Origin of the sequence: Pseudomonas sp. 2957, assembly GCF_031456345.1 — a bacterium.
Lineage (GTDB): Bacteria > Pseudomonadota > Gammaproteobacteria > Pseudomonadales > Pseudomonadaceae > Aquipseudomonas > Aquipseudomonas siliginis.
Genome location: NZ_JAVDUL010000003.1, coordinates 915335 through 928831, shown reverse-complemented (window position 1 = coordinate 928831; position 13497 = coordinate 915335). Strand labels below are relative to the sequence as shown.

Sequence of the window (13497 nt, the reverse complement as noted above, 5' to 3'; positions counted from 1 at the left end):
TTCCCCATGTGAGAGTAGGTCATCGTCAAGATTAAATTCCGAAACCCCAATTGCGAAAGCAGTTGGGGTTTTGTTTTGCCTGCGAGAAAGTTTTTCAGAGCTATGGCGAACAAAATTGCACAGTTATTTTCGAAGCAGAACACTAGAATAGCCCCATCTTTATCGGAGCCAGAGCCTGTATGTCAGAATCGGTTGACGCCCCCGGGCTGTCAGATTTACCGCTGGAAGACTTGATAGCCTGCCACGAGTGCGACCTGCTGATGCGCAAGCCGACACTTGCCCATGGTGAGAAAGCGCTCTGCCCGCGCTGCGGTTACGAACTGTATGCCCATCGCCATAACGTGGTGCAGCGTAGCCTCGCCCTGGTAATTGCCGCGTTATTACTTTACGTGCCGGCAAACTTTTTACCCATCATGCAACTCAATATCCTCGGGCAATCCTCGCAGGATACGGTCTGGAGTGGCGTAGTCGGCCTGTTCAGCACCGACATGCAAGGTGTGTCGATCGTCGTCTTCCTTTGCAGCATGGCCATACCGTTACTGAAGTTGTTGTGCCAGCTGTTTGTCCTACTGACGATCCGCTTCAATGTCGGCCGCAGTTATGGCTTGTTGCTCTATCGTATTTACCACCACCTCAGAGACTGGGGCATGCTCGAGGTCTACCTCATGGGCGTGCTTGTCGCGATCGTGAAGCTGGCGGATATGGCAGCAATCACCGTCGGCCTCGGGCTGGCATGTTTCATTGGCTTGTTATTGGTGCAAGTCTGGCTGGAGGTGGTGATGTCACCGCATCAGATCTGGCAGGCATTATCAGGAGAGGATGCCCATGCGGGCGATTGATGCGGGCATTCTGGTGTGCACCGAATGCCACGAACTGAACAAGCAGGAAGCTGACGTCGATGAGCAGAGCTGTACCCGCTGCGGTGCGCAGGTTCACGCTCGCCGCCCCAACAGCCTGACCCGCACCTGGGCGCTGTTGATCACGGCAGCCATTATCTATGTTCCGGCGAATGTCTTGCCGATCATGACGGTCAGTTCTCTGGGCCAGGGTGAACCGAGCACCATCATGTCCGGCGTGATTGAACTGGTTCAGCACGGCATGATCCCGATCGCCACCGTGGTGTTCATCGCCAGCATTCTGGTGCCCACGTTCAAGCTGGTCGGCATCGCGCTGCTGCTGTTTTCCGTGCAGCGTCGGCAGCCATTGTCGGCCCGTCAGCGTATCTGGATGTACCGTTTCATCGAGTTCATCGGCCGCTGGTCGATGCTCGATATTTTTGTGATCGCCATTCTCGTGGCGGTCGTCAACTTCGGCCGGATAGCCAGTGTCGAAGCCAATCTGGGCGCCGTCGCCTTCGCCTCTGTGGTGATTCTGACGATGCTCGCCGCAGTAACTTTCGATCCCCGACTGATTTGGGATAACACGGAGTCGGACGACGACCATGACTGATTTGCCTGTAGCGAAAACCCGACCGGCTTCGAACTGGTCGGCCATTTGGGTGCTGCCTCTGATCGCGCTGATCATCGGCGGCTGGCTCGGCTGGCGTGCTTATTCCGAGACCGGTATCGAGATTCAGGTGCGCTTTGAAAGCGGCGAAGGCATCCAGGCCAACAAGACTGAAGTGGTCTACAAAGGCATGCCGGTCGGCAAGGTCAAGACGCTCAAGCTCGACGATGAGGGCAACTCGAAAGGGGTGATCGCCACCATCGAGATGAACAAGGATGTTGAGCAGTACCTTAAGACCAGCACGCGGTTCTGGCTGGTCAAACCGAGCGTGACCCTGGCCGGTATCACCGGTCTGGAAACATTGGTCTCGGGTAACTATGTCGCCATCAGTCCCGGTGAAGGCGAGCCGGTTCGCAAGTTTAAGGCTTTGGCCGAAGAGCCGCCGCTGTCCGACGCCAAGCCCGGTCTGCACCTGACCATCAAGGCCGATCGCCTCGGCTCGTTGAATCGCGGCAGCCCGGTGTTCTACAAGCAGATCAAGGTCGGTCAGGTCAAAAGCTACGTGCTGTCCGAGGATCAGAGCACCGTTGAACTGAAAGTGTTCATCGAGCCGACCTACGCCAAACTGGTGCGCAAACATACTCGTTTCTGGAACGCCAGCGGCATCAGCATCGACGCTAACCTGTCCGGCGTGAAAGTGCGCAGCGAATCCCTGGCTAGTATCGTCGCCGGTGGTATCGCGTTCGCGACGCCGGAGAATCGCAAGGACAGTCCGGCGACCGATCCGAGCCTGCCATTCCGTCTCTATGAAGACTTCGACGCTGCCGCTGCCGGGATTCGCGTGAAGGTCAAACTCAGCGATTTCGAGGGCCTGCAGGCCGGTCGCACGCCGGTGATGTACAAAGGTATTCAGGTCGGCAACCTGAAAGCGCTAAAGGTCGATCCGGACCTGAACAGCGCCACAGCCGAGCTGACTCTGGATCCGTTGGCCGAAGACTATCTGGTTGAGGGCACGCAGTTCTGGGTGGTCAAGCCGTCGATATCCCTTGCCGGTATTACCGGCCTGGAGGCGCTGGTGAAAGGTAATTACATCGCCGTGCGCCCGGGTGATAAAGGCGCCGCGCCAAAGCGCGAGTTCGAGGCGCGACCGAAAGCACCACCGCTGGATCTGCGTTCGCCAGGCCTGCATCTGGTGCTGTTCACCGACTCGCTGGGCTCGATCGATGTCGGCAGTCCGATTCTGTACAAGCAGGTCAAGGTCGGTTCGGTGCAGAGCTACCAGTTCTCCCGAACCAAGAAGCAGCTGGTCATCGGCGTGCACATCGAGAAGGAATATGAAAACCTGGTCAACGCCTCGACGCGCTTCTGGAACGTCAGCGGCATTACCCTCACGGGTGGCTTGACCGGCGGCATTCAGGTCAAGAGTGAATCCCTGCAAACCCTGATGGCCGGCGGTATCGCGTTCGAAACGCCGCAAGCCAATGCGCCGTTGAAGAAACGTATCCCGCGCTTCCGTCTGTTCGCCGATCACGATGAGGCGAACAAGAAAGGTGCGGTAGTGACGATCAAGGTTGATCGCGCTGACGGCTTGAGCAGCGGTACGCCGGTACGTTTCAAGGGGCTGGATGTCGGCAAGATTGAAAGCGTCGATCTGACCGATGACATGCAGTCGGTAATCCTCACCGCTCGCATCACTGAAGTGCCGGAGAAGATTGCGCGAGTCGGCAGTCAATTCTGGGTGGTCAAGCCGGAACTGGGTTTGATCAAGACGCAGAATCTGGAAACGCTGGTCACTGGCAAATACATCGAAGTCCAGCCGGCGGCGAAGAATCTCGGCCCGCAGAAGAACTTCGTTGCCTTGGCCGAAGCGCCGGAAGTCACCAGGCAAGAAGCGGGTCTGAGTCTGGTGTTGAGCGCCGCACGTCGCGGTTCCTTGAAGCCCGGCGTACCAGTGACTTACCGTGAGATCACCGTCGGAAAGGTGACCGGTTATGAATTGGGCCAGACAGCTGACCGTGTGTTGGTGCACATCCTGATCGAGCCGAAGTACGCGCCTCTGGTGCGCAGCGGCAGCCGTTTCTGGAATACCAGCGGCGTGGGCTTCGATTACGGCTTGTTCAAAGGCGTGACGGTGCGCACCGAATCGCTGGAGACGCTGATTCAGGGTGGCATTGCCTTCGCCACACCGGATGGCGAGCGCATGGGCAATCCGGCGCGGGCCGAGCAGACGTTCCCGTTGTTCGACAAGTTCGAGGATGAATGGCTGACCTGGGCGCCGAAGATTCAGCTCGGTAAGTAATTCTTCAGCGTCTGGGACGACGCTATCGCGAGCAGGCTCACTCCTACAAGGGGAACGCATTCCAATTGTGGGAGCGAGCCTGCTCGCGAAGGGGCCAGCCAAATCAACACAAAATCCACTCCATAAAAAAGGGCCGCGATCCCAGCAGATCGCGGCCCTTTTTATGCCTTCAGCTAAAGCCGATCAAACCGCATCCAGCTCCGGCTCATCCGCCTGCACATTCAGCGTGGCCTTGACCACATCATGGCGGCGGATGTACTTCCAGTCCGCTTCATCGATGTAGATCCCGGCCGGGCCGCTGCCGCCTTCCAGGTCGATTGCGACACTGGCGCAGACCTGCGGCTTCACACTTGCGAGAATCGGCACGAAGCCCAGTTGCAGACTGGTTTCCAGCAGCGCCGCCTGGTTCTTCTCGTCGATGTCCGCCGCCTCGTCGAGGTAGTACGGCAGACGCACGCGGCCGGCCAGATCGCGATCCATCAAGTGCAGCAACAAGTACATGTTGGTCAGTGCCTTGATGGTCATGGTCGTACCGTTGGAGGCCGCGCCGTCGATGTCGGTGTGGATGACTGGTTGACCGTTGACCTTGGTGATCTCGAAGGCCAGTTCGAACAAGTCCTTGAGGCCGAGCTGGTTGTGGTTCGCTGCCACCAGCCGCGCCAGATATTCCTTGGCCTCTTCGTTCTTGTTGTCCTGCTCGGCGCTCTGGCTGAGGTCGAACACCGACAGGGTTTCGCCTTCCTCATATTGCCCGGCGCTGTGGATGATCTGGTCGATGTGCTTGAGCGCTTCCTTGTTCGGTGCGAGGACGATGCGGAAGCTCTGCAGGTTGGAAACCTGCCGCTTGTTGATCTCGCGGTTGAACAGCGCCAGTTGATGCTCGAGGCTGTCGTAATCGCTGCGGATGTTGCGCAGAGTGCGGGCGATGTCGGTGACCGCCGCGCGCCGCGCCTTGCCGAGGGTCAGGGCTTCATCGGTGCGGTGCGCGTAAGCGTTGATCAGCAGCGATAGACGCCGCTCCATATCATCTTCGCTGTCGAACTTGGCCACACCTTTCAGACGCACCTGCGCATACAGCGCTTCGATCTGGCCATCGGCACGCAGGAGGCCCTGCCAGCTGTCCTGATAATCGTTGAGCAGCGGCAGCAGGTTGTCCATCGAATCATCGACCGGATCCATGAACGGCGTGCCGAACGGCAGATCCGCTGGCAGCAACTGACGACGACGTAGCGCGTCGTCGAGGGTGCGTTGCTTGGCCTCCATATCGGCGATCTGCCGGCCGACCAGTTGCAGCTTGGCCGACAGTTGCTGGACGCGCTCGGTGAACGCATCGCTGGAGCGCTTGAGTTCGTCCTGCGCGGCTTCCATCTGCGCCAGTTGTTCAAGCTTGTCGCTTTCTTCGGCGCTCAGCGTCTGGGTGCGACGGAAATCTTCCAGCGCCTTCTGTGCGTCCAGCACCTGCTGGTACAGCGCTTCGGTCTGGGTCTTGCTCGCGGCGCGGTCGGCGGCCACGGCCTGCTGGGTTTTCAGTTGCTTGAGCTCTTTTTCCAGACGCTCTTTCTGATCGCGCAACGCGGCGCGGTCAGCCAGAGCCTGCAAGGCAGGCGGCTCAATGTGCGAGATGTCGATCGACAGGCCCGGCACTTCGAAGCGCTCGCCCTTGAAGCCATCAAGAATCAGCTCGACCGATTTGACCCACTCACCGTTCTCGTCGAGGGTGATGCCGTGTTCACCCAGCGGCAGGCTGAAGAGCGCGCTGTTGAACAGGCGCATCAGGCGCTCGACGTCCTGCTGCGAGAACTCTTCGCGCAGGCGGGCGTAGCTGTTGTTGTCGGCGTGATCGAGTTGTTGCTTCACCGACTTCAGGCGTTTTTCCAGATCGCGCAGACGCTCTTCGAGATCTTCGGCGCTGAACTGACGCGACTGCGCCAAGGCACCGGCCAGTTCGTCGTGTGCATCCTTGGCCGCGAGCAATTGTTGCTCGAGCACTTTGACGTCATCGACCAGGGCGAAGCGGTTCTTCAGCACCGACAACTCGCCGAGCCAGCGCTGAATACCGGAAATTTCCCGTTCCAGACGCATCAGTTCCTGAGTACCACCGCGTTGATCGTTCTGCAGGTCGTCCTGCTCGCGACGGTAGTGCTCGGCCTGGATGGTCAGTTCTTCCTTGCGCGCCGTGGCGTAGTCCGACCAGGTGCCGAGCAAGGAATCGAGCAGCGGCGACAGGCGATGCAGTTTGCCGCGCAGCACATCGCGCTGTTTCACGCCGTTGGCCAGCGCTTCAACCAACGGGCCGGCAGCGACCAGCGAGTTGTAGTCCTGCTCCATGCGCCGCACATCGCGGAAGGCTTCTTCGCAGGCAGCAATGTAGTCGACGCTGCCGGAACGCAAGCTGTGTTCGAAAGCATCGAGGAACAGTTGCTTGAGCTTGGCCGCGGTGATTTCGCGCATGTGCAGCAGGTTGATGAACAGCGCGCGGAAGGTCTTCAGGCTCTGCTCGCTGGTGGAGCGCAGCGGGATCAGCGTCAGGTCGAGCGGGATCGACGTATGGCCGCCAACCAGCAAGCGGCGCAGTTCATCCGGCTTGAGTTCGTAGGCTTTCAGGCCTTCTTTTTCGAGATTGCTGAACAGTTCTTTCTGGCGCAGGCAGGTGTCGTTTTTCTGGTAATGCGCCAGGTCGAGCTTGCCGGCGTAGGCGAAGAACTGGTGCCCGAAACCGCCGCCCGGGCCGCGACCGACCACGCCGATCACGTGGGGGCCGTGGGGCAGGTTGACTTCGACGAGGATGTAACTGGTGTCGGAGGCGAAGTAGAAGCGCCGCGATTGTTCGAGGCTGTACTTGCCGAAGCTCATGTCCGACATGCGCGCCAGAATCGGGAACTGCAAAGCGTTGATCGACGCCGACTTGCCGAGGTTGTTCGCGCCGTAAACCGACAACGGTTCTTCCAGCGGGAACAGACCGAGGCTGTAACCGGCGGTGTTCAAAAGGGCAAAGCGGCGGATGCCGTAGCGTTCCTGGCTCATGCATCGGACTCCTGTTCTTCGGCAATGGCGCGGGCCAGTGCGTCTTCTTCGCTTTCTTCTTCAAATTCGGAAAGGTCGAGCGGATCGTCGGTTTCGAGGAATTTCGCTTCGGCTTCTTCGTCGATCAGCACCGGTGCCGGCAACGGCAATACGCTGTGCACGCTGGCTGCCAGGTCGCGGTCCTGTTGTACCGACAGGCACACGTCGAGGAAACGGTGCATCGGCGGCAGGAAGCGGTAGACACCGTTTTCTTCGCCGGCGAAACCGAGCTGAGTCATGCGGCGCATGATTTTTTCTTCGAGTTCTTCGACGGTCTGCACTTCGGCCTGAATGAACAGGTCGCGGTACTTGTCCAGCAGCGACGGCAATTCTTCGCGGCCGAGACTGCCGCCGTCGAGCACGGCAATCGGGTCGCGGCCCTGATCGGCCAGGTGCTCAACGAGGATGAAGGTGAACAGCGCCAGACGCTGGGCGGTCTTGTTCACCGCTGCGGCGGCCATGTCCGGCACGAAATAGTAGAAGCCACGGGTGTCGCAGACCAGTTCAAAGCCCAGCGCCTTGAACAGCGTGCGGTACTGGTCCTGGAAATTCGACAGTTGTGCGTACAGCTCAGGATCACGGCGGCTGACGTGGTAACCCTTGAACAACTCGCGGAAGATCGGCGCCAGTTGCGACAGTTCGGAAAGATCAAGATGCATTTGGGATGCTCGCAGAATCCTCGGCGGCGGTATCGCTGGCCGAGAGCAGGGCGAAGGAGCGCAGGCTGACCTGGTGCTCGTGAGTATGGTATTCGCGGCGTTCCAGACGCTCGCGCTTGAAGCGTTTTTCCCGCGACAGGCGCGAGAACCAGTAAAGCAATTCGTCGGTGGCGCCGTCCGGTTCCTGCTCCAGCAGCCAGGTCATCAGGTCCGGCATCGGCAGGGACTCTTCGCAACGATCGACCATCTCGCGCACGGTGCGCGGTGCACGTGGGGCGTCGCCAGCCTTCTGGGTTTTGTGCGCCTTGGGGAAGCGCGCCGGTTTCGGCTCGAAACGCGCCAGGGCATACACGTAGGCTTCGACCTGACTGGCGCTGCCGAGGAAGGTGCTCTGTGGGCGGGTGAACAGCGGCATCGCCGCTTGCGGCACGGCGTCGATGCCTTTACGCCGGATCGCCGCCAGCGCCAGTGCGGCGCCACGGGTCACGGCGTTATGCCGACGCGCTTCTTCACGCAATGGCAGCAGCAGTTCGCGGGCATGGCGCAGGGTCAGTTGCGCGCTGGTCTGCATTTCGAGGATGCGTGCGTGGGTGCGCAGGAGCATGTCGTCATCGACCAGATGGCCGAGGCGCTGCTGTTCGCTGAGCATCTTCAGCAGCACGGTTTCGACCTTGCGCACGCCTTGCTCGAAGGCACCGTCGGCGTTGACCAGATCTATCATCGGCTCGACGTATTCGTCCCACGTCGCCAGGACTTCGGCGTAACGCTGACGCAGTGGAATCTGCCGGTCGCTGGTTTTCGCCCGTTCGGCCACGGCCACCAGGGCCTGTTCATCGTTGTCGAGTTTCTTCAGTACGTCGCGCACACGCATGTCGAGCAAACGCAACTGGCGCGCCAGATCGTTGCCGTCACGGACGTCGAAAGCGTCCTGGATATAACCGGCCAGACGCTCAAGGTGACGCAGGTAGGCTTCGATTTCCAGGCACAGACCGAGGCGGTGTTCGCGGCGCAGGTAGGCGAGGAAGTCGTGGATCTGCGCGTTGAGCTCGAAACGGTTCGGGCTTTTCGCCACCGGAACCAGAATATCGAGGCGAATCCACACGTCGAGCAGGCTGGTGATGTCCTGTGGCGTGCTGTCGAGTTGTTGGGCGGCCAGTTGCGTGCGCAGTTCGTTGAGGCTCAGGGTGCCTTGGTCGAAGTGCTCGCACAGTGGCTCCAGAAGTGCCCAGTGTTCAGCGAGGGCGCGCAAGACGCGCTTGGGTTCGATCATCGGAATGGCCGGCTGGTTGGCGATTAAAAGCGGCGATTGTACTGCATCACAGGCGCGGCGATTCACTCTCGGGACGGGCTGTCGCATTCTTTGGCCAAAGGGCAGCGGCGCAGCGCAGCGCGGGGTATCGATCAACAGCGAGCGATCTTGTGCGAAGGGCGGTAGAATCAGCGCACTTTCCGTTATCCACAAGTGGCCGACCTTTGCTTATCGAGTCCCGCCGCCGCGCCTATTTGAACGCCATGCAGGTGGTCAACTGGCTGCCGCGCACCGAACTGCCTTTCGCCGCACCGTCGCGGCCCGAGCTGCTGGAGATGCCCGAGCCCGAGCTCGAGGTACCGGTTGCTCCGGCGCCTCAGGCCGAAGCACCGGCGCAGCCTGCCGCGCGTCAGGCCGAGCGACCGAAAATCGAGGTGCCGCGTCCGTCGCTGGCCAGTACCCGCAACGGCGCCAAACCGGTGGAAGAGATCGACGAGACGCCGGTGGTGGTCAAGCCTGCGCCAGTGCCGCCGCCGCGTTTTGCCCTGCAACTGCTGCGCGCCGGGCGCTGCCTGCTGCTGGTCGAGTTACCCACAGGCGAAGCGTTTCAAAGTCGCGATCCGGCCTACCTGCTGCTCAAGGACATGCTGCGCGCCGCCGGTCTGCCGGATGCGCCGCAAATCGTCGGCGAACCGGTGCGCTGGCCGTGGCTCAATCGCGGCACGCTGGATCAGGGGCCGGAAGCGGCGCGCGACTTTGTGCAGGGTTTCCTCTCGGTGCAGATGGAAGCGGCGCCCTGCGCCTGTTTGTGGCTGATCGGCCTGCCGGCGCTGAAGTTTGCCGGGGAAGCGGACGCCGAAGCGTTCAATAGTGAATTGCAGATCGAAGGTCTGGGCCTGGCCTGGGCGATTCCCGGTCTGGAACTGTTAATGGAAGAGCCACAGCGCAAGGCCGCTGTGTGGCAAGCCATGCGTCGGCTGATGGCGCGCTGGAAACAATCCGATGAGTGAGGCTGTAACCTTTCGCCCGATGACCGAGGCGGACCTGGACGCTGTGTTGAAGATCGAATACGCCGCGTACAGCCATCCGTGGACCCGGGGGATTTTTCTCGATGGCCTGGGCAAATACCAGATCTGGCTGATGTTCGAAGGCCAGCAACAGGTTGGCCATGGCGTGGTGCAGATCATTCTTGATGAGGCGCACCTGCTCAATATCACCGTCAAGCCGGAAAATCAGGGGCGCGGGTTGGGCCTGACGTTGCTTGAGCATCTGATGTCGCGAGCGTACGCGGCTGAAGCGCGGGAGTGCTTTCTCGAAGTGCGCGACAGCAACACGGCTGCGTTCAAGTTGTATGAGCGGTATGGCTTCAACGAGATCGGCCGGCGTCGCGATTATTACCCGGCGGTGGGTGGGCGTGAGGATGCGGTGGTGATGGCCTGTACCTTGGTGGATTAGGCCTGTAGGAGCTGCCGAAGGCTGCGATCTTTTGATCCTGTTTTTGTAAGATCCAAAGCAAAATCAAAAGATCGCAGCCTTCGGCAGCTCCTACAGGGGGCGAATTTCAAGTCAGCGGGTCAGCGCTTGCCATCCAGCGGATCCAGATCCGCCAGTTCCGCTTCATCCAGCCCGTCACCGCCGCCGATTTCGGTTTCACTGACCTCGCTCAAATCCCAATCCGCCGGATTGCCCTCGCCGAGTTCATCGGCATCGCGCGCGCCATCCTCGCGAATCAACGTTTCCGGGCTCAGGTCGTCGTCGGTCGGCTGATGATCATCCACCGAAGCCCCGGTCATGCCAGCCTCACGCACTCGCTCAGCCGGCATCAATTGTTCACGTTCACGCTCGGGCAGTTCATCTCCGATTTTTGCGCTGGGCTCTTCGTCGTCGAAATCCAGCTCGTGCACCGAGCCCATGCGGTCTTCGTTATCGTCGATGGGTTCCGGTTGCACCGCATCATAAGGGCGTCGTGAATCAGTCATGGCAATTCCTCATACTGTGGGCCTTACTGAGTGGACTCACCGGGCGCGCGAGAATTCCAACGAAAACACTTTGCGCTGGCGGCGTGACTTCGACGGGTGGTCGTCTATCAAACCTGCGCATCTTTCTTGAGGCCTTATCCATGCACGATCTACAAGACCTGATTGATAACAACGAGCGTTGGGCTGACGCGATCACCAAGGAAGACCCGGACTTCTTCGCCAAACTGGCGCGCCAGCAGACCCCGGAATATCTATGGATCGGCTGCTCCGACGCGCGCGTACCGGCCAACGAAATCGTCGGCATGTTGCCGGGCGATCTGTTCGTACACCGCAACGTCGCCAACGTCGTGCTGCACACCGACCTCAACTGCCTCTCGGTGATCCAGTACGCGGTGGATGTGCTCAAGGTCAAACACATCCTCGTCACCGGCCACTACGGCTGCGGCGGCGTGCGCGCGTCGATGCAGGATCGCCAGTTCGGCCTGATCGACGGCTGGCTGCGCTCGATCCGCGACCTGTACTACGAGAAACGCGAAGAACTGGCCAAGCTGGCGACCGAAGAAGAGCAGGTCGATCGCATGTGCGAACTCAACGTGATCCAGCAAGTGGCCAACGTCGCGCATACCAGCATCATCCAGAACGCCTGGCATCGCGGGCAGCCGCTGTCGATCCACGGCTGCATCTACGGCATCAAGGATGGCCGCTGGAAAAGTCTCAATACCACCATCAGTGGTTTCGAACAGTTGCCGCCGCAATACCGTTTGCGTCCGGTCGGCGCGCCGTAACCGCAGCTTTCAGCTTCTGCCTGGATGCCGCCAGCGCTGTAAAAAGCGCTGGCCTTCAGGCGTGGGTGGTTCGTCGTAACCGGTGATCCAGCCACGGCAGCGCGACGAACCGCAATCGCAGGCGAACTGGCGTAGCAGTTTGTCTTCGGTCGATGCGTAATCGATGCTCAGATGTTCGCCGCTGTGGATATCTTTCAAGGCCCACAGCCACAATTCGCTCATGTCGAGAAATACATTCGGGTCGCAGGCGTGCTCGAGCACACCGCAAAAGCGCGGATCGTAAACGTGGATGCCGGTTTGCAACTGACGGGTCTGTCGACAGCGATAGGGCAGCAATTGCCCGGAAACCCGGCACATTCGGCTAATGCGCAGAAACTCGCGGCGCGCGACCACCGCCGTGGCCATGCCACGTTCGTCGTGGATAATCTGAAAGTCCTGGCAGGATGGAAAGCCCAGTCGCACCGGAAGTCCGGCGAACGGATAGATGCCTTCTGTATCGCGTGGAAGGTGCCGGCCCATGGCTTGATTGTTCATAACGATCCTTGTTGTTGAGTGTTGCCTCCGGGTTGTGCCCATGCCCCGCCAGGCGAGGCATGATTGGATCCAAGCGTCGCGCAATTGAAGGTAGCGGTCTACTGTCAAACCTGACAGGCGCGATCACCGCTGGCCCGCGTCAGCATTGGCTGACACGGGGGACTCCAGTAGCGATTACAGAGTTGGTGCGGGCACGGCGGCCGCAGGCAGTGGCGCTTTCAGCTGTTGCAGCTGTGTCTTGATGCGTGGCGTGGCGCACTTGGCAGCCGCTTGTTCAGCGCTGAGGTTGCGGATCGAGGTATAGAACAACTCGCAGGTTTTGACCTTTTGCGTCACCTGCCATGTTTGCGTGCAACTGTTCAGCGTGGCCTGCGCATCGCTGCCCGGTTTGCTGCCCATTGCCGCCTGCCAGCAGGCAGCACTCAAATCCTGGCCCATGACTTTCAAGCCCGCCGCGTCAGCCTTCGCCTGGGCATCGTCGCCGGTATAGCTTTTCGGATCGGCGGCGTACCAGATATAGCTCGGATGATTCGAGCCGAGCACCGGCACATTCACTCCTTCGGCCGGACTGATGCTCGCCAGCCCCAGCACCCCCAAGGTCGGCCCGTATTGTTCCTTGATCCAGTTGCGCACCGGCGCCCCGAACGCAACCATCGGCAGCGTCGTGCCGCTGGCGGTCTGGCTGAACTGCTTGACCAGCGTGGTCTGGTAATCCTTGAAGTAGTCGTAGACGTCCTCCAGATCCCCGCCGGCATTGGACGGCGCGGCGATCGGCGCGATGTCGATGATGGTCTGATAAGCCGGCGTCTGCCCGGCAGGGATGCCGTTATCGGTCAGCAACGTCGCCCAGCGATCGGTGGTGTTCGAGCGCAGATAGTCCTGCGCCTGGGTCAGCGAGTAGTCAGGCGGGAAGTGCAGCAACTCGACGCTCTTGCGATTTTCCAGGGCCATGCCCAGCGGCAGGAACAGATACCAGCTGTAGGCCCACTTGCCATCGGCATTCAGCTTGCTGGCGCCGGCATAAGCCAGGTCGCCGGCGTCGAGCAACGCCGACAGCGGCTTGTCATAGCCGTCCGGCACTCCGGTGATCTCGGCGTAGAGCTGATCGTTGTCATTTTTCACCAGCACCTTGGCATCGGCGTAACCGTCGCGTTGGACGCTCTGGCTCAGGTAGTGAGCAACGGTCTGCTCCAGCGTCCAGTTGCGAAAGCAGATCACGCTGCAATTGTTGGGGTAGGCGAAGAGGCGGGTGACGCGCTCGGTGCTGCCCAGTTTTACGTCGACATCGGCGTGGACGGCGGCGCTTAGCGTCAGTGCAACGAGGGTAAGTCCTGCGAGTTTGAACATGCTCAGATCCTTTTCAGCGTGGGTTCCCCTCGATTTGGGGGCGCTTCATAGTGGATCAGTGGTGTTTGACAGAAAAGCGGTTGAGTGTGGATTCTTGCCTGAATGCGGTATTACCCAAGCAGCGCACATATTGTTA

General features: G+C 60.2%; 12 protein-coding genes. 6 read left to right on the top strand and 6 right to left on the bottom strand.

The features are described from left to right. The first annotated feature begins 179 nt into the window (after nt 1–179). Genes J2Y39_RS14665 through J2Y39_RS14655 form a run of 3 tightly spaced genes read left to right on the top strand, consistent with a single transcriptional unit; the run spans nt 180 to nt 3745 of the window. Nucleotides 180–839 (top strand): paraquat-inducible protein A, encoded by a 660-nt coding sequence (locus J2Y39_RS14665; RefSeq protein WP_024014315.1) that lies wholly within the window; start codon nt 180–182, stop codon nt 837–839. Further along, entirely contained in the window at nt 826–1449 is a 624-nt protein-coding gene (locus J2Y39_RS14660; RefSeq protein ID WP_056790346.1) for a paraquat-inducible protein A, read from the top strand. Before J2Y39_RS14665 ends, J2Y39_RS14660 begins: the two co-directional genes overlap by 14 nt. Beyond that, nucleotides 1442–3745, top strand: coding sequence for an intermembrane transport protein PqiB (locus tag J2Y39_RS14655; protein ID WP_041480022.1), 2304 nt, complete (start codon nt 1442–1444; stop codon nt 3743–3745). The genes J2Y39_RS14660 and J2Y39_RS14655 overlap by 8 nt, the downstream gene beginning before the upstream one ends. Before the next feature lie 183 nt (nt 3746–3928). Here the strand turns inward: J2Y39_RS14655 and mksF are convergent, their stop codons facing one another. Genes mksF through mksB form a run of 3 tightly spaced genes read right to left on the bottom strand, consistent with a single transcriptional unit; the run spans nt 3929 to nt 8737 of the window. Next, complete coding sequence (gene mksF, locus J2Y39_RS14650) at nt 3929–6769, bottom strand: Mks condensin complex protein MksF (protein ID WP_041480021.1); 2841 nt, start codon at nt 6767–6769, stop codon at nt 3929–3931. Beyond that, entirely contained in the window at nt 6766–7467 is a 702-nt protein-coding gene (mksE, locus tag J2Y39_RS14645; protein ID WP_016773189.1) for an Mks condensin complex protein MksE, read from the bottom strand. Before mksE ends, mksF begins: the two co-directional genes overlap by 4 nt. Then, nucleotides 7457–8737 (bottom strand): Mks condensin complex protein MksB, encoded by a 1281-nt coding sequence (gene mksB, locus J2Y39_RS14640; RefSeq protein ID WP_160768349.1) that lies wholly within the window; start codon nt 8735–8737, stop codon nt 7457–7459. Before mksB ends, mksE begins: the two co-directional genes overlap by 11 nt. A gap of 242 nt (nt 8738–8979) precedes the next feature. Between mksB and J2Y39_RS14635 the strand changes: the two genes are divergently transcribed. Then, on the top strand, nt 8980–9726 hold the full coding sequence (locus J2Y39_RS14635) for a hypothetical protein (protein ID WP_056790344.1): 747 nt from the start codon (nt 8980–8982) through the stop codon (nt 9724–9726). After that, nucleotides 9719–10171, top strand: coding sequence for a ribosomal protein S18-alanine N-acetyltransferase (gene rimI / locus J2Y39_RS14630; protein ID WP_039761243.1), 453 nt, complete (start codon nt 9719–9721; stop codon nt 10169–10171). The genes J2Y39_RS14635 and rimI overlap by 8 nt, the downstream gene beginning before the upstream one ends. 119 nt (nt 10172–10290) lie before the next feature. Here rimI and J2Y39_RS14625 read toward each other — a convergent pair whose 3' ends face one another. After that, nucleotides 10291–10695 (bottom strand): serine kinase/phosphatase, encoded by a 405-nt coding sequence (locus J2Y39_RS14625; protein ID WP_310218387.1) that lies wholly within the window; start codon nt 10693–10695, stop codon nt 10291–10293. A gap of 140 nt (nt 10696–10835) precedes the next feature. Here J2Y39_RS14625 and can point away from each other — a divergent pair, with 140 nt between their 5' ends. Continuing rightward, on the top strand, nt 10836–11480 hold the full coding sequence (gene can / locus J2Y39_RS14620; RefSeq protein WP_039761245.1) for a carbonate dehydratase: 645 nt from the start codon (nt 10836–10838) through the stop codon (nt 11478–11480). A 9-nt stretch (nt 11481–11489) separates the two neighbouring features. On the opposite strand, the gene J2Y39_RS14615 is transcribed toward can, so the two are convergent. Together J2Y39_RS14615 and J2Y39_RS14610 are read right to left on the bottom strand one after the other, a co-directional pair. Beyond that, nucleotides 11490–12014 carry an SET domain-containing protein-lysine N-methyltransferase gene (locus J2Y39_RS14615; RefSeq protein ID WP_056790338.1) on the bottom strand — a complete coding sequence of 175 codons (525 nt, stop codon included), beginning with the start codon at nt 12012–12014 and terminating at the stop codon, nt 11490–11492. 174 nt (nt 12015–12188) lie between these two features. Next, entirely contained in the window at nt 12189–13361 is a 1173-nt protein-coding gene (locus tag J2Y39_RS14610; protein ID WP_056790336.1) for a hypothetical protein, read from the bottom strand. Nucleotides 13362–13497: the final 136 nt, after the last annotated feature.